16 protein-coding genes are annotated in these 14,903 nt (G+C 66.7%); 13 read left to right on the forward strand and 3 right to left on the reverse strand.

Going from position 1 to position 14,903, the window contains the following annotated elements; all coding sequences use genetic code 11:
- Positions 1-803 precede the first annotated feature (803 nt).
- The 4 genes from PNO31109_RS02175 (at position 804) to PNO31109_RS02190 (ending at position 4,254) form a co-directional block, all read left to right on the forward strand.
- A complete protein-coding gene (locus PNO31109_RS02175) occupies positions 804-1,049 on the forward strand; it encodes a hypothetical protein (protein ID WP_150553976.1) in 246 nt (81 codons plus the stop codon).
- Between the two features lie 381 nt (positions 1,050-1,430).
- Complete coding sequence (locus PNO31109_RS02180) at positions 1,431-2,354, forward strand: DMT family transporter (protein ID WP_150553977.1); 924 nt, start codon at positions 1,431-1,433, stop codon at positions 2,352-2,354.
- 128 nt (positions 2,355-2,482) lie between these two features.
- Positions 2,483-3,301 carry a helix-turn-helix domain-containing protein gene (locus PNO31109_RS22340; protein ID WP_306345227.1) on the forward strand — a complete coding sequence of 273 codons (819 nt, stop codon included), beginning with the start codon at positions 2,483-2,485 and terminating at the stop codon, positions 3,299-3,301.
- Positions 3,302-3,876: 575 nt separating this feature from the next.
- Entirely contained in the window at positions 3,877-4,254 is a 378-nt protein-coding gene (locus PNO31109_RS02190) for a helix-turn-helix domain-containing protein (protein ID WP_150553978.1), read from the forward strand.
- Positions 4,255-4,346: 92 nt separating this feature from the next.
- Here the strand turns inward: PNO31109_RS02190 and PNO31109_RS02195 are convergent, their stop codons facing one another.
- Complete coding sequence (locus PNO31109_RS02195; RefSeq protein WP_150553979.1) at positions 4,347-5,183, reverse strand: alpha/beta fold hydrolase; 837 nt, start codon at positions 5,181-5,183, stop codon at positions 4,347-4,349.
- A gap of 208 nt (positions 5,184-5,391) precedes the next feature.
- Here PNO31109_RS02195 and PNO31109_RS02200 point away from each other — a divergent pair, with 208 nt between their 5' ends.
- From PNO31109_RS02200 to PNO31109_RS02240, 9 genes are all read left to right on the forward strand, one after another.
- Positions 5,392-5,943, forward strand: a complete 552-nt coding sequence (locus tag PNO31109_RS02200) for a YaeQ family protein (protein ID WP_150553980.1) — start codon at positions 5,392-5,394, stop codon at positions 5,941-5,943.
- A 486-nt stretch (positions 5,944-6,429) separates the two neighbouring features.
- Positions 6,430-7,374 (forward strand): 2-hydroxyacid dehydrogenase, encoded by a 945-nt coding sequence (locus tag PNO31109_RS02205; protein WP_150553981.1) that lies wholly within the window; start codon positions 6,430-6,432, stop codon positions 7,372-7,374.
- 47 nt (positions 7,375-7,421) lie between these two features.
- On the forward strand, positions 7,422-8,357 hold the full coding sequence (locus PNO31109_RS02210) for a hydroxymethylglutaryl-CoA lyase (protein ID WP_150553982.1): 936 nt from the start codon (positions 7,422-7,424) through the stop codon (positions 8,355-8,357).
- A 51-nt stretch (positions 8,358-8,408) separates the two neighbouring features.
- On the forward strand, positions 8,409-8,927 hold the full coding sequence (locus PNO31109_RS02215) for a YbaK/EbsC family protein (RefSeq protein WP_150553983.1): 519 nt from the start codon (positions 8,409-8,411) through the stop codon (positions 8,925-8,927).
- A 40-nt stretch (positions 8,928-8,967) separates the two neighbouring features.
- A complete protein-coding gene (locus PNO31109_RS02220; protein WP_150553984.1) occupies positions 8,968-9,405 on the forward strand; it encodes a thioesterase family protein in 438 nt (145 codons plus the stop codon).
- Positions 9,406-9,413: 8 nt separating this feature from the next.
- Entirely contained in the window at positions 9,414-9,692 is a 279-nt protein-coding gene (locus PNO31109_RS02225) for a DUF1289 domain-containing protein (protein ID WP_150553985.1), read from the forward strand.
- 79 nt (positions 9,693-9,771) lie between these two features.
- Positions 9,772-10,203 carry a MaoC family dehydratase gene (locus tag PNO31109_RS02230; RefSeq protein WP_150553986.1) on the forward strand — a complete coding sequence of 144 codons (432 nt, stop codon included), beginning with the start codon at positions 9,772-9,774 and terminating at the stop codon, positions 10,201-10,203.
- A 37-nt stretch (positions 10,204-10,240) separates the two neighbouring features.
- Positions 10,241-11,164: an MBL fold metallo-hydrolase gene (locus PNO31109_RS02235; protein WP_150553987.1), complete on the forward strand. Its 924-nt coding sequence runs from the start codon at positions 10,241-10,243 to the stop codon at positions 11,162-11,164.
- 370 nt (positions 11,165-11,534) lie between these two features.
- Positions 11,535-12,482 carry an NAD(P)H-dependent flavin oxidoreductase gene (locus PNO31109_RS02240; RefSeq protein ID WP_150553988.1) on the forward strand — a complete coding sequence of 316 codons (948 nt, stop codon included), beginning with the start codon at positions 11,535-11,537 and terminating at the stop codon, positions 12,480-12,482.
- Between the two features lie 109 nt (positions 12,483-12,591).
- Here the strand turns inward: PNO31109_RS02240 and PNO31109_RS02245 are convergent, their stop codons facing one another.
- Complete coding sequence (locus PNO31109_RS02245) at positions 12,592-13,440, reverse strand: 3-hydroxybutyryl-CoA dehydrogenase (RefSeq protein WP_150553989.1); 849 nt, start codon at positions 13,438-13,440, stop codon at positions 12,592-12,594.
- Positions 13,441-13,699: 259 nt separating this feature from the next.
- The gene (locus PNO31109_RS02250) at positions 13,700-14,740 is read right to left on the reverse strand and encodes a porin (RefSeq protein ID WP_150553990.1); all 1,041 of its coding nucleotides are present in this window, start codon (positions 14,738-14,740) and stop codon (positions 13,700-13,702) included.
- Positions 14,741-14,903 lie beyond the last annotated feature (163 nt).

Genomic DNA, 14,903 nt, shown 5'->3' on the forward strand with positions numbered 1-14,903 from the left:
ATGAATGAGGGAGAAGTGTTGTGGGTTTCGTCAGTTGGTTGTTGATCGCAGTCATGGCCAGTTCGGTTTCGGCAGCGCGAGTCATTCAGCTGCATCGCCGTGCCATGCGGGAGTCGGCTGCCGCTCACGTCGATCGCATACTGCGTTATCGCCGAAGCCATCGCCGCGTGCCCTGCGCGCGTATCCGCTTCAAGGACGTGGCGTAAGCCTCGCCGCGCTGCGTCCGCAGTAACAGCTGTAGTTCCGTAGTTCCGTAGTTCAGCATTATCCGCAGTAGCCGTTCAGCGAAATGCCATTGCCGATGTCTGGCGCGTGCATCGCTGTTCACGCATCACCCGCAGTCCTGGCAGTTCAGAAGGTCTCGCATCACCGCAGTATTCGTCGTTGCGGTTTGACGATTGTTGTTGTCGTAGGGAATTAAGGCGTTACCCGCAGTTGCAGTTCGCAGTACTCATCGCTGTTCTCCGGCATAGGATCATCGCCGGATGGAGAGTCATCCTCCCTGCTGTTACGAGGCATCGCTCTCACGCGTCAGAGCCGTACCGCCGCCGGCTGTTCAGGCGGCGGATCGCGCGCCCACAGCCTCGTATTGCCCACGCGTTGCACCAGACAACCCGACGCGCCGATCACACATGCGCCCATCACCGAACGGCATCTTCACGGCCGTTCATGTTGTGCGTCATGCGCCATACCGGCCGATGCCGCGCTGTCGGAACACAGACACGCCCCCGTCACCGCGTGGGCGCCAGGCATGCGCGACCACCCGCGCCGCATGCCGCTTGATTGAAGACGAGCCCACGGAAATGAACACCGACCCCGAGCGCATCACCCTCACCATTACGCTGCATCCGAACGACCTGAAACAGCTTGACCGGGCGTGCCACCGCGTTGGCATGAAACGGGAAGATTTCTGCGTGCTGGCCACGCATCTGGAAGGGGCTCGGGTGCTCAATGGCGAGGGACTGGCCGCACTGGCGCGTCCGTTCGGTTTCGCCGCGACCCTGCCCGCCGCGCTTCGCAGCGCCTTCAATCGCCTGTGCACTCGCTGACCCGGTAGGTCTGTCCCCATGCCGCCGGCGCAGTGCCTGGGCAATTCGCTGCCGTCGGATCTCGCCGTCCCGAAATCCAAGCGGGACCGTGGTCGGCCCCCACAGCTCGGTGCTCTGGACGCTCTGGGAGGTCTGGACGCTCTGGGCAGTCTGGGCGGTAAGCGACGAGCCGCGTGGCCGACAACGCGTCATAAATTCGCTATCGTTTGTCTGAAATTCGCTATGCGTGCGCACGCGTTCGGGCGGAGAATTCGCGCTATGCCGGCCACCTGAGGCGCGCGTTCGGCCGCGATGAGCGCGGACTTCGTGCGCCGTCGCCCGCGCCTCGTGTCCGATCCGAAGTCCCGCCTGCCGCCGATTCGGCGCCCCTTGCGACGTTCCATGGTCAATTTCGTCCTGCCGCTGACGGCCGTTCTCATCTGGTCGGCCAACGTCATTGTCAACAAGCTTTCCGTCGGCCATATCTTTCCGGCCGAAATCGCGTTCCTGCGCTGGTTCGCCGCCGCGCTGCTCCTCACGCCCCTCGCGCTGCCCGCCTTGTGGCGCGCACGTCGAGCCGCGCTGCCGCATCTCGCGCAGTACGCCACGCTCGGCGTGCTGGGCATGGCGATCTACCAGGGGCTCGCCTACAGCGCCGCGCACTACACGAGCGCGACCAACATGGGCATCATCCTGGCACTGCTGCCGCTCACCACCCTCGCGCTCGCGGTCATCGTGCTCGGCGACGCATTGAGCGCCGGCGCACTCGTGGGTGGTCTGCTGTCCGTGTTCGGCGTGCTGCTCGTCGTGGGCCACGGCTCGCTGCTGCATCTGGCCGATCAGGGCATCGGCATTGGCGACGCCATGATGGCTCTCGCCATGCTCGCCTACGCCGTGTACTGCGTGCTGCTGCGCAAATGGCGTCTGCCGCTCGCGCCGCTGCCGTCGCTCTATGCGCAAATCCTGTTCGCCGTGATCGCGCTGCTGCCCTTCTACCTCGTATCGGAAAAGGCCGGGGTGTCGATGGACAACCTGCCGCAGCTCGCCTTCGCCACGATCCCGGTCTCGATCGCGGCCCCGTTTATCTGGATGCTCGGCGTGGCGCGAATCGGGCCGCGGCGGGCGACGGTCGTCATCAATCTCGTGCCGATCTTCACGGCGCTGATCGCCGCGTTCGGGCTCGGCGAGCATCTCGCCGCCTATCACCTCGTGGGCGGCGCACTGATCCTGGCGGGCGTGGCACTCGGCGAGAACTGGCATCTGCCGATCCGGAAAGCGCGTGAACGGATATCGCCCATCCCCGATGAGTTGGGAAATGTCCGATAAATTCTGCGCTTTTCGGGTTACCCACTCTTTATAGAAGCCCGCCCGTCACGCATGGGAAGGAGAGCGATATAACGTCGCAGGACGCGGGGGGATTGATTACTCTGTGTGACTCGTCAACGGAGTCCGCCATGCAAACCAATCCACTCGCGCTGTTCGGAGACCATCTGGCCCGCTTGCGTAAGTCGCGCGGCTGGTCGCAGGAGAAACTTGCGCTCGAGAGCGGCCTGGCACGCTCGTATGTCAGCGGCATCGAGCGGGGCCGACGCAACGTCGCGCTCGTCAACATCTGTGTCCTGGCCGACACGCTGGGCGTGCCGACATCCGAGATGCTGAGGTTCACCACGACGCCGCCGGGAGCGGAAGACGCCACACCGACCGCCGAGCGCACGCCGCTGCCGCAAATCAGCCGGTCGCTCTGTCGACTGGAGAGCCGCGATCAGGTCTGGCTCGCGGAAGTGATCCGAAGTCTGAGTTCCCGTCTGAGTCATTGCGCGCCGCCCCAGGACGACGCCGCCGCGCTGGCGGCTCCCCCGGCGTCCCCTGCCGCCCCCGATGAGGACGACAGCCACGATAACAACTCCCCGGATAACGACAACCACGGCAGCGCCGATGGCGAAGACGCCAAAGTCTGCGCGCGCACCGACGCGGCGGCTGGCGCACACCCGCCGCTTGCCGCGGACCCGTCGCCCGAGGCCAGTGATCCGCCCCCGCAAGATACGGTCGATACGGGGTTCGAAGCCGGGCTCCCGATGCGTCGCGCCTACGCAAGCGCCGGGAGCGAGGGATATCGAGACTGCGACTTGCAGGAAGCCGTTGTCCGCATGAGCCATCCACAGCGCGACGCCCCGCACGCAACTCGCGTTTCCTGCGCACAAGATATCCCTGTGCATCCCAGCATGCCGCGCCACGACGATTCACAACGTCCGCCCACAGGCGACGAAAACTGAGCGATAGCAGGGCAATCTGCGCTTAGGACATCGCGCAAAGTCCCCACAGCCGGACGGGGGCGGAGCGCGATGCTTCGTCTAGTAGGAGTGAACGGCACACCCATCAAAATCCGGCAGGCGCGGAACGCGAGAAATTTGCATGATCGGGCGTCGCCGCGTCGCCCGAGACGCACACATTCCAATCGCGACGGGCCACCGCGGCGCGCCGGCGGCTCACACGGACCCGCGCCGGCCCGCCCCGGACGGCCTTCCCGACGTCAACATCGAGTGACATCCCAGCGCGGAACCCACCAGAATCGCGATTCCATTTCCTCCGACAAGTCCGGTGTCACACTGCGCGGCTCCGGTTGACGGAAGTGCGACAAAACGTATCACGTCACCGTCGTGGCGGTACGCATTTGGCGCAGTCATTTCTGCTGAGAGCTCGCATCTTTTGTGTCTTCTCCGAAAGTTCGCAAAAAATCCGCGTTGCAGACTCAGCAGTTCGTGCCTCGCGAACGGGGGACACCCGAGGCACCATTCCCAATGCCGGATTTTTGTTCCAACCTTCTCGTCCCTAACAAGGAAAATTTCTTATGGACACCAACTTATTTCGATTCGGCAGGCATCTCGCCGGTTTGCGCAAGAAGTACAACTGGGCACAGGACAAGCTGGCGCTCGAAAGCGGTCTGGCGCGCTCGTATCTGAGCGGTGTCGAGCGAGGCAAACGCAATATCTCGCTGCGCAACATCTGCATTCTGGCCGACACGCTCGGGCTGCCGCCGCATGAGTTGCTTGCCTTCGACTCGTCGAACGGCGTTGCGGCCGACACGGGCGCATCGACGCCCAGCGATCCGTACCCCTCGCTCAATCGGGCCATGCAGAAACTGTCCGAGCGGGACCAGGCGTGGATGGCCGATCTCGTGCGCACGCTGAGCCTGCGGCTGGGCCACGGGGCGTCGAAGGACGAATGAGTGCGCGCGCTCGACCCCGGCCCAGGTCATCGGGCAGACGGGGTGCGATGGGCTCCGATGGGGCGCGATGGGGTGCGGCGCGTGAGCGGGGCTCAGTCGTTGCCAAGAAAGGCGTCCACCGCGCGGTGGAACGCGATCGGATTGGCGAGGTTCATGCCATGCGAGGCGTCCTGAATCACCATCCGGCGCGCTTCGGGCATGGCGTGCGCCAGCGCGTTGATCACGTCGGGGTACGGCGCCGGGCTCTCCGCCCCGCCCATCAGGAGTACCGGCGCGTGCAGCGCGCCGAGGGCGTCGATCGGCAACGGTGCACGGGGTTCGGCGACCTGACCGATGAGCGTGCGCGCGTTGTCGCGCACCATCTGCTTGAACCACGGCACCATGCGACGCCACGTGTCCGGCCCGCTCACCGTGTCGATGAACAGCGCGAGCCCGCCATCGATGTCGCCCGCTTCGATCTGCGCGAGCGCCCGCTCGCGGAAGTTGCCGCGTTCGCTGTCGAGCGGCACCTGCACGGGGCCGCCGCTGATTTCCACGCCCGGGTCGGCCAGAATCAATGAACGCACGGTGTCCGGCGCGAGCAACGCCGTGCGCAGCGCGACATAGCCGCCGCGCGAATGGCCGAGTACGTGAACGGGCCCCACGCCGAGTGCCGCGATGAACGCCGCGAGATCTTCGGCGTGCTGCTCGCCGGAAAACGTGCCGTCCCGGCCGTCCCACGCTTCGGGCCAGTAGTGGCGAAGGCTCACGGCAATGACACGCCGATGCTGCCCCAGCGGCGCCATGTTCGGTTTGAAATATCGAAAATCGCACAGCGAACCGTGCACCAGTACGAGCGGGGCGCCGGTGGCGCCGGCGGGTGCTGGCGTTTCGACGTAGGCCATCGGGTAGCCGTTGACGGCTATCGTTTGCGGCGCGGGAACCGGCATGGGAACACATCGGGGGGAACGGGGTCGCCAGTATACCGAGCTTGCGGTCCCCTTGCCGCGGCGGGGCCGCCGTGGGCGGTGTTCCGGCACGGCTATGCGCCGCGTTTTGCCATCACCGGCGCGCAGTACACTTCCCGCGATCGGGCGGAGTCCACGATGGGGCACTGGTGTATGCTTGCGGCTTTCCTCAACCCTGCGGTTTCCCGGTATGGCACTGAAAGCCACCATCTACAAGGCCGAGGTGCAGATCACCGACCTCGATCGCCACTACTACGCGTCTCATGGCCTGACCATTGCGCGTCATCCGTCGGAGACCGACGAGCGCATGATGGTGCGCGTGCTGGCGTTCATGCTTTATGCCGGCGAGCGACTCTCGTTCGGCAAGGGGCTCTCCACGGCCGATGAACCCGACCTGTGGGAGCACGACTTCGGCAACGACATCGTGCGCTGGATCGACGTCGGACAGCCCGACGCGCGGCGCCTCGTCAAGGCGGCGGGCCGCGCCGAGCATGTCGATGTGCTGGCATATGGCGGCAAGCCCGCCGCGATTTGGTGGCAGACCACCGAACCCCAGGTCACGCGGCTGAAGAACCTGACCGTGCGCATGCTCGACGACGCTTCGGCCGAAGCGCTTACCGCGTTGGCTTCGCGCTCGATGCGCCTGCAGTGCACGATTCAGGACGGGGAAGTCTGGGTGGCCGACGACAGCCATAACTTCGCCGTGGGCCTCACCACGCTGCGGACGGCGGCCAACGACTGACGGCGCTATCTGCGCTATCTGCACTATCCCCGCTCTCTCCCGACGCTATCCTCACCCTATCCTCACACTATCCTCGCCATCGCCGCCAGCGTCCCCCTCCCGCGTTGGGGCCGACGCGCCCCCTCGAGGCGCCCCCAGGTCCGTCAGGGCCCCGCCCGATACGCGCCAGGGCACAAGCTGCGTTACACTTGACGTTAACGTAAATCGAGTCGACGCGGCCTCGCCGGAGCCGATCGGACCACGGCGCGGGACGCGCCGGGACAGTCGGCCGCTGGCCGAACGACCGCCACGGCGGCTCGGTGGTTTTTTGCATCGAACAGCGAGCAGCGTTCGCACGGCTGCGGCCGGCCAAGCGCCGCCCGGCCGCCCGGCCGCCTGCGCTCCCCCGCGCCCCACGCCGCACCGGCCAGCGCGAGCCGGCAACGCCGTCGGGCATGGATTTGCATCGCCCCATACGTATTCGCGCCCACTGCACCCGCCGCATTCATGGACATCCTGATCTTTTCCCCGGACGGCAAGACCGCCGCCTACGAAACCGGCCTCGCCGAGCATCTGCCGCACGCCCGCATTCGCGGCTGGCAGCCCGGCGACAGCGCCGCCGCCGATTACCTGGTGCTCTGGAAGCCGAACGCCGAGGTGCTGCGGCCGCGCGAGCGTCTGAAGGCGATCTTCAACCTGGGCGCCGGCGTGGACGGCGTGCTCGGCACGCAGGGCGAGGGCGCGCAGCGCCTGCCGGCCGGCGTGCCGCTCGTGCGTCTGGAGGACGCCGGCATGGCCGACCAGATGGCGCAATACGTGAGCGCCGCCGCGCTGCGTTACTTTCGCCGGCTGGACGAATTCGACGCACAGCAGTCGCAGGCCCAATGGAAATTCCTCAAGCCGAACCGGCTGTCGGACTTTTCTGTGGCCGTGCTGGGCTACGGCACGCTGGGCTCGCACGTCGCACGCGCGCTCAAATCGTTCGGATTTCCGGTGCGCGCCTGGAGCCGCAGCGAACGCCGCGATGACAGCGGCATCGCGCTGCATCACGGCGATGCGGGCTTCGAGGCCTGTGTGTCCGGCGCACGCATTCTCGTCAACCTGCTGCCACTCACGCCGCACACGCTCGACGTGCTCAACGCCCGCCTGTTCGCGAAGCTCGCGCCCGGCGCCTTCCTGATCAACGTGGCGCGCGGCGCGCATCTCGTGGAAGAGGATCTGCTCGCCGCGTTGCAAAGCGGCCAGATCGCCGGCGCCACGCTCGACGTGTTCCGCACCGAGCCCCTGCCGGCCGGGCACCCGTTCTGGCGCACGCCTGGCATTACGGTCACGCCGCACATTTCGGCCCTGACGCTGCGCGACGAAACCGTCGCGCAGATTGCGGGCAAGATCGCCGCCCTCGAGCGCGGCGAAACCATTACGGGCGTCGTCGATCTGGCGCGCGGCTACTGAGCCGCCACGCACCGCACGCAGCCCCGAAACACACCGAGGAGACCTCCATGTCCATTACCCCGACGTCGCTGCCCAAGCGCGTGAAAGTCGTCGAAGTCGGCCCGCGCGACGGCCTGCAGAACGAAAAGCAGATGGTGCCCGCCGACATCAAGATCGCGCTGGTCGACCGACTCACGGCGGCTGGCTTCGCCAATATCGAGACGACCTCGTTCGTGTCGCCGAAATGGGTGCCGCAAATGGCCGACGGCGCCGAGGTGATGGCGCGCATCGAGCGCCGCCCCGGCACCATCTATTCGGTGCTCACGCCCAACATGCGCGGCTTCGAAGGGGCTCTCGCGGCCCGGGCCGACGAGGTCGTGATCTTCGGCGCGGCAAGCGAAGCCTTCTCGCAACGCAACATCAATTGCTCGATCGAAGAGAGCATTGCGCGCTTCGAGCCGGTCGCGCGGGCCGCGAAGGACGCCGGCCTGCGTCTGCGCGGCAGCATCTCGTGTGCGCTCGGCTGCCCGTATCAGGGTGAAGTGCCCGTGGCCAGCGTGGTCGACGTCGTGCAACGGCTCGCCGCGCTCGGCTGCGACGAGATCGACATTGCCGACACCATCGGCGTGGGCACGCCCGCGCGCACGCGCGAAGTGATGGAAGCCTGCGCCAAAGTGTTCCCGATCGAGCGCCTGTCCGGCCACTTCCACGACACCTATGGTCAGGCGACGGCGAATATCTACGCCGCGCTGCTCTCCGGCATCTCGATCTTCCACTCGTCCGTTGCCGGCCTCGGCGGCTGCCCCTACGCGAAAGGCGCGACCGGCAACGTGGCCACCGAAGACGTGCTCTACCTGCTGCAAGGTCTTGGCATCGAGACCGGCATCGATCTCGACGCCGTCGTGCGCACGGGCGACTTCATCTCGCAGGCCATCGGCCGCCAGAACGCTTCGCGCGTGGGCCGCGCCATGCTGGCGAAGCTGCGGGACGGCGCCACCGCCTGACATCCTCCGCACGTCCACACGTCCCGATGAACCGACACGCCTGACCCTACCATGAGCCAGACACCGCACATAACCGCGACTGCCAGCGAACAGGATCTCCCCAAAGGGGCCCGCCACGTCGCCCGTCTTCTGGCGGGCATGGGACACGACCAGCCCATCGTGCTGCTGCCCGCCACCGGCAAGACCTCGGCGGAAGCGGCGGCCGGCCTCGGCTGCGAAGTCGCGCAGATCGCCAAGTCGATCATTTTCCGTCGCGCGTCCGACGACACGCCGGTGCTCGTGATCGCCAGCGGCGCCAATCGCGTCGACGAGAAGAAAGTCGCCGCGCAAGTCGGCGAACTGGCACGCGCCGACGCCCGCTTCGTCAAGGAAAAGACCGGCTACTCCATAGGTGGTGTGAGCCCGATCGGGCACGTCGTCTCGCCGGTCACGCTGATCGACGAGGACCTGCTCAAGCTCACGAGCCTGTGGGCCGCGGCGGGCCACCCGCACGCGGTGTTCAACCTCACGCCGCAGCAACTCGTGGCGATGACGGGCGCGCCCGTGGTCGACGTTGCATTGCGCGACTGAGGCAGCCTCTCGCCAGAAGCACGACACAAGGAGACAAGCCATGCCGAGTCCCGAACTGGTCCCGGGCCTGACCTTCGAGTGGACCTACCGCGTGCCGCGAAAGGCCGTGGTGCCCGAGCTCTACGACGACGTGGAACTGTGCCGAGACATGCCGGCCGTGCTGGCGACGGGCTATCTCGCGGGCATTCTCGAGTGTGCGTGCCTGCAGGCGATCCGCCCGTACCTCGACTGGCCGCGCGAGCAGTCGCTCGGCACGCTCGTGTCGTTCTCGCATCTGGCCGCGACGCCGGCCGGCGATACGCTGCGCATTCGCGGCAAGCTGGTCGACATCGCCGGCCGCACGCTGCGCTTCGAAGTCGAGGCCTGGGACGGCCAGGACAAGGTGAGCGCCGGCACGCACGAGCGCGTCATCGTCGATCAGGCGCGCTTTCACGCCCGGCTGCGCGAGAAGGCCGACAGGCTCGGCCTGGCCGTGTAAGGCTCGCCATGACCTCGCCGAGCCCCCCTTGCGCGCGCGCCGCCTCGCCCGTGCCCTCGCCGTGCATCAACGTCTGCCGCATGAACCCCGGCACGGGCTGGTGCTCCGGCTGCTGGCGCACGCTCGCCGAGATCGCCGCCTGGTCGGCGATGTCCGACGACGACAAGCGCCGCGTCTGGTCGCTGCTCCCCGGGCGACGCGAGGCCAACGCCGAGCCGCCGGCGACGCATCGCCGCGTGCGGGCGGACGACGCCGGCGCGGACGACGCGGGCGCCAACGGCCCCTGAGGCCCCTGAGCACGCCGCGCGCAGATGCCGCCGGCTTGCGCGCACCTTTGCAACCCTCAACGCGTATTCGCAAAGCCCTATGGGAAAAATCGTTGCCGTCGGCGAAACGTTCTGCGCCACGCACCACTTCTCGCCAGCGTCGATCCGCGAGTTCTCCACGCTCGCGCATGACTTCAACCCGCTGCATCTCGACGCCGAATACGCCGCCGCGGACCCGCGCTTCGGCGGCCTGATCTCGTCGGGCACGCAGCAGATGTCGTATCTCGCGGCGCTGCTCGCCACGCATTACTCGAAGACGGCGCAGCCGCTCGGCCTCGAATTCGACATGAAGCTGCGGCGCGCCGTGCGTGCCGGCGACGACGTCACCGTGCGCTGGACCGTCACCGAGAGCGTGTGGAAGGAGAAGCTCGCGGGCGACATCGTTTCGCTCGAGGGCGACGCGACGAACCAGCGCGGCGAGACGGTGATCGTCGCCACGGCCAAGATCCTCGTGTGCCCCAAGCCGGCCTGACCGGCCTGCCGCACGCGTTACTTCACGGAATACGCCCATGACCTCGCCTGCTCTGCCCGACGGGCTGCGCGTGTTCGAGCGCGGCTGGCTTTCATCGAACAACGTACTGTTTCTCGGCGATGAGCCGGCGCTCGTCGACAGCGGCTACGTCTCGCATTCGGAACAGACGCTCGCGCTCGTCGCACATGCCTTGCCGCACGGCCAGCCGCTCGCGCGGCTGATCAACACCCATCTGCACTCCGATCATTGCGGCGGCAACGCCGCCCTGCAAGCCCGCTACGGATGCCGTACCTGGGTGCCCGCCGCCGAGGCGGAATCGGTCCGCCACTGGGACGCACAGCGCCTGTCGTTCGACGCCACCGGCCAGCAATGCGCGCGCTTCACGTTCGACGAAACGCTCTCGCCCGGCGACACCATGACGCTTGGCGAGCACGAGTGGCTGGTGCTTGGTGCGCCGGGCCACGACCCGCACGCGCTCATGCTCTACAACGCCGCCGACGGCATTCTGATTTCGGGCGACGCCCTGTGGGAGCGCGGCTTCGGCGTGATCTTCCCTGAACTCGACGGCGAGTCGGGCTTCGCCGAACAGGCCGCGGTGCTCGATCTCATCGAGCAGCTCGACGTCGCGCAGGTCATTCCCGGCCACGGCCAGCCGTTCGGCGACATCGACGGCGCGCTCGCCGCCGCGCGCAGCCGCCTCGACTATCTGCGCGGCGACCCGGCGCGCAATGCGCGCAACGCGCTCAAGGTACTGATCGTGTTCCGTCTGATGGCCGAAGGCGACATGCCGCGCGCGACGCTCAAAGCGACGCTCGACACCGCGCGCGCGTGGCGTGGCGCAGCGGCAATGCTCGCGCCGCCCTCGGCGTGGCCGCGGCTGCTCGACACGCTCGTCGACGAACTGGCAAGGGCCGGTGCGCTGCGCGTCGATGCCGACGCGGGCATGTTGCATGCCGTATGAGGCGCGCCCCAAAAAACAACGCCGCTTGCCGGTAAGGGCAGGCGGCGTTTGAGGACGTGACGTGCCGGGCGAGCGCCACGGTCGCTAACGCGGCACCCGTCCTTGCGTCTCCGGTGTCCGGACAACGCCTGGCACGCAACTTCATCGTAGATGTGCGCCCCGCGGCCCCCCAAGGGGACTTTCCCTGATACCGCGCGCACGCCTGTGCGGAACCGAAGCTTTCTTCGAGTGCCCGCCCCCCGGCCGGCGCGCGAATCCCCCTATAATCGAACGATCGTTCGCGAAACGGCGCGGCCTGCCGTGGTGCGTCGCAAGCCGAGATGCGCGCGCCGCGCGAGTCCCTCGTGAACGCCCAGACCAAGGAGACTTCATGGCCCTTCCGAAGATTCTGCAAAACCTGGCGCTGCCCGTCGTGGCCTCGCCGATGTTCATCGTGAGCTACCCCGAGCTGGTACTCGCGCAGTGCAAGGCCGGCATCGTCGGCTCGTTCCCCGCGCTCAACGCGCGCGAGCCGCAGATCCTCGAAGACTGGCTCGCGCGCATCACCGAGGAGCTGGCGTCATACCAGGCCGCCAATCCCGACGCGGTGGTCGGCCCGCTCGCCGTCAACCAGATCGTGCATCAGTCGAATCAACGTCTCGAACACGACGTGCGCGTGTGCGTGGAGCATCGCGTACCGATCTTCATTACCAGCCTGCGCGCGCCGCCCAAGGAAGTGCTCGACGCCGTGCACAGCTACGGCGGCATCGTTCTGCACGACGTGATCAACCTGCGGCACGCGAACAAGGCGCTCGAAGCCGGCGTCGACGGCCTGATTCTGGTGGCGGCCGGCGCCGGCGGGCACGCGGGCACGCTCTCGCCGTTCGCGCTCGTGGGCGAAGTGCGCAAGATCTTCGACGGCCCGATCGTGCTCTCGGGCTCGATCGCCAACGGCGGCTCGATCCTTGCGGCGCAGGCCATGGGCGCCGATCTCGCGTACATCGGCACGCGGTTCATCGCGTCGAGCGAAGCCAACGCGAGCGAGAACTACAAGCAGGCCATCGTCGACGCAAGCGCCAACGACATCGTCTACACGAATCTCTTCACCGGCGTCTCGGGCAATTACATCCGGCAGAGCATCGTGAACGCGGGGCTCGATCCCGACAACCTGCCCACGGCAGACAAGACCGCCATGAACTTCTCGAAGGCGAAGGCCTGGAAGGACATCTGGGGCGCGGGGCAAGGCGTGGGGTTGATGGACGACGTGCGCCCCGCCGCGGAAATCATCGCCCGCCTGAAGCGCGAATACGACGACACGCGCAGACGGCTGGCCCTCTGAGGCCCGTGGCGCGCGCCCCGGGCGGCGCGGTCGCGCCGCCGTCGTCCGGGGCCATGCGCGGCCGAATGCCATCGAAAGCCATCGAAAGCGGCCACGCACGCGGAGTCGCTCAGTACGTGTAGACGCCCCGCCCCGTCTTGCGCCCCAGATAGCCGGCGGCGACCATCTCCTTGAGCAGCGGGCATGGGCGATACTTCGAATCGGCGAACTCTTCGTAATAGACGTTCATCACCGAGAGGCAGACGTCCAGCCCGATCATGTCGGCCAGCGCGAGCGGCCCGATCGGATGGTTGCAGCCGAGCTTCATGCCCTCGTCGATTTCTTCGGGCGTTGCGAGATTCTCGGCCAGCACGAAGAACGCCTCGTTGATCATCGGCACCAGAATTCGGTTGACGACGAAACCCGGCGCGTTCTTCACCGTGATCGGCGACTTGCCGAGCTGGCGCGCGAGCGCCTCGACGCGGGCATGCGTCTCGTCGCTCGTCTGCAGGCCGCGAATGATTTCCACGAGCGCCATGAGCGGCACCGGGTTGAAGAAATGCATGCCGATGAACCGCTCGGGCTTCGCGAGCACCGCCGCGAGCTTCGTGATCGAGATCGACGACGTGTTCGACGCCACGATCGCACCTTCCTTGGCCACGCCCTCGAGCTGCTTGAGAATCCGGATCTTCAGGTCGGGATTCTCGGTGGCCGCTTCGATCACGATGTCGGCCTTGCCAAGCGCGGCGTAGTCGGTCGACGTGGCAATGCGCGCGAGCGCCGCTTCCTTGTCGGCCGCCGTGAGCTTGTCCTTCTTGATGAGACGGTCGAGGCTGCCGGCAATCGTGGCCACGCCTTTTTGCACGGCGGCGTCGCTGATGTCCACCATCGTCACCGGCAGTCCGGCCACCGCACAGGCCTGTGCAATGCCGTTACCCATCGTGCCTGCGCCAATGATGCCTACGTGTTGAATCGTCATGTCGTCTCTGCTCCGTTTGTACTGAAGTGGCGGGAATACCGTCTTGCGCGGTGCACAAATCATAGCGCGGACACGTCTGAACGGTGACGCGCAAGACCGCTGTGCGAAACGCCTTCGAACGCGAAGCCCGCAACGGGATGCGACAGGACGCGACAGGAGGCGACGGGAGGCAAAAAAAGGGGGACAGACGCGCCGAGCGGCGTCTGCCCCCGTCTCGTTTGCCGCTGGCGCACGCCCGGCTGGCGCGCGCCGCGCAGCGTCAGAACTTCATGCGAATGCCGCCACCGAACGTGTCGCCGCCAGAGAGCGTGCTCACCTTGTCGTTCATGTAAGCGGCGTAGATGTCGGTGCGCTTCGACAGGTTGTAGTCGTAGCCGAGCGCCCACGTCTTGCGGTTCACGTTGCTCGCGCCCGAGCTCTTCGTGTACGCATACGAGGCGAGCACCTTGCCGTTGCCGAGCGGCACGGACACGCCGAGCTGGCCGCCGTTCTCCGATACGCCGCCGCCGGTAATGTTGTTGCGGATGTACTGGTACTGACCGAAGAGCTTCACGACCTGCAGGTCATACGTGGCGCCCAACTGCACGGCTTGCTGGCTGCGAAAGCCCGCCATGCCGGCCATGTCGTCCGGCTGCGAGTCGAACTTGACCTGCTGATACGCGACGGTCGCGGCAAACGGACCGTTGAAGTACAGCGCGGACGCACTCCACTTGTTCTGGCCGGCTTCGCCCGCCTTGTTGCCGAACGCATACGAGACGCTGCCCGACAGGCCCTTGAAGTTCGGCGTGGTGTACATCACGGCGTTGCTCCAGCCGGAGTCGCCGACGATGCCCTGGCCCGCCTGGCCGATGAACGTGTGAAACACCATCGGGCTGAAGGTGTACGAATCCACGAACGGGTTGAACAGGATCGTCGAGACGAAGTACGACGTGGTCAGACGGCCCAGCGTGACGGTGCCGGCCGTGTCCGACTGCAGGCCGACGTAGGCATTGCGCGAGAACATCGAGTCGCCCTGGAAGCGGCCGTACTGACCGTTCTGCGGACGGAAGAAGTCTTCGAGCACGAACACGGCCTTCAGGCCGCCGCCGAGATCTTCGTTGCCCTTCATGCCCCAGTACGACGTCGACATCCCGCCGCCGCCCTGCGTCCAGGCGCGATCGCTGCCGGGGTTCTTGACCGCACCGACCCAGGCGTCGACCTGACCGTACAGCGTGACGTTCGATTGCGCGAGTGCCGGTGCGCTCATGCACGCGCCCAGCACGAGGGCCCCGCCGATGCCCTTGGCCATACTCCGCTTCATTGACTTCTCCTTGGTTTATGTCTTTTGTGTGCCTGCTCCCGCGTTGCGCGGGGACCCGCCGGCGCCCTGTTCGAGAAGCGCCTCCCTGTTGAACGGCCGTGATTCTCGCACAGCCCCGCCGTGCTCAGAAAGGCTGTCGCACCGCGCAAAAATGCGCCACACG

It is taken from the genome of Pandoraea nosoerga, from assembly GCF_902459585.1.
Lineage (GTDB): Bacteria > Pseudomonadota > Gammaproteobacteria > Burkholderiales > Burkholderiaceae > Pandoraea > Pandoraea nosoerga.

What these genes read in the sequence shown, in the direction of transcription:
- PNO31109_RS02175 (WP_150553976.1), top strand. Translation starts at nt 804, where the DNA reads ATGAACACCGACCCCGAGCGCATCACCCTCACCATTACGCTGCATCCG.
- PNO31109_RS02180 (WP_150553977.1), top strand. Translation starts at nt 1,431, where the DNA reads ATGGTCAATTTCGTCCTGCCGCTGACGGCCGTTCTCATCTGGTCGGCC.
- PNO31109_RS22340 (WP_306345227.1), top strand. Translation starts at nt 2,483, where the DNA reads ATGCAAACCAATCCACTCGCGCTGTTCGGAGACCATCTGGCCCGCTTG.
- PNO31109_RS02190 (WP_150553978.1), top strand. Translation starts at nt 3,877, where the DNA reads ATGGACACCAACTTATTTCGATTCGGCAGGCATCTCGCCGGTTTGCGC.
- PNO31109_RS02195 (WP_150553979.1), bottom strand. Translation starts at nt 5,183, where the DNA reads ATGCCGGTTCCCGCGCCGCAAACGATAGCCGTCAACGGCTACCCGATG.
- PNO31109_RS02200 (WP_150553980.1), top strand. Translation starts at nt 5,392, where the DNA reads ATGGCACTGAAAGCCACCATCTACAAGGCCGAGGTGCAGATCACCGAC.
- PNO31109_RS02205 (WP_150553981.1), top strand. Translation starts at nt 6,430, where the DNA reads ATGGACATCCTGATCTTTTCCCCGGACGGCAAGACCGCCGCCTACGAA.
- PNO31109_RS02210 (WP_150553982.1), top strand. Translation starts at nt 7,422, where the DNA reads ATGTCCATTACCCCGACGTCGCTGCCCAAGCGCGTGAAAGTCGTCGAA.
- PNO31109_RS02215 (WP_150553983.1), top strand. Translation starts at nt 8,409, where the DNA reads ATGAGCCAGACACCGCACATAACCGCGACTGCCAGCGAACAGGATCTC.
- PNO31109_RS02220 (WP_150553984.1), top strand. Translation starts at nt 8,968, where the DNA reads ATGCCGAGTCCCGAACTGGTCCCGGGCCTGACCTTCGAGTGGACCTAC.
- PNO31109_RS02225 (WP_150553985.1), top strand. Translation starts at nt 9,414, where the DNA reads ATGACCTCGCCGAGCCCCCCTTGCGCGCGCGCCGCCTCGCCCGTGCCC.
- PNO31109_RS02230 (WP_150553986.1), top strand. Translation starts at nt 9,772, where the DNA reads ATGGGAAAAATCGTTGCCGTCGGCGAAACGTTCTGCGCCACGCACCAC.
- PNO31109_RS02235 (WP_150553987.1), top strand. Translation starts at nt 10,241, where the DNA reads ATGACCTCGCCTGCTCTGCCCGACGGGCTGCGCGTGTTCGAGCGCGGC.
- PNO31109_RS02240 (WP_150553988.1), top strand. Translation starts at nt 11,535, where the DNA reads ATGGCCCTTCCGAAGATTCTGCAAAACCTGGCGCTGCCCGTCGTGGCC.
- PNO31109_RS02245 (WP_150553989.1), bottom strand. Translation starts at nt 13,440, where the DNA reads ATGACGATTCAACACGTAGGCATCATTGGCGCAGGCACGATGGGTAAC.
- PNO31109_RS02250 (WP_150553990.1), bottom strand. Translation starts at nt 14,740, where the DNA reads ATGAAGCGGAGTATGGCCAAGGGCATCGGCGGGGCCCTCGTGCTGGGC.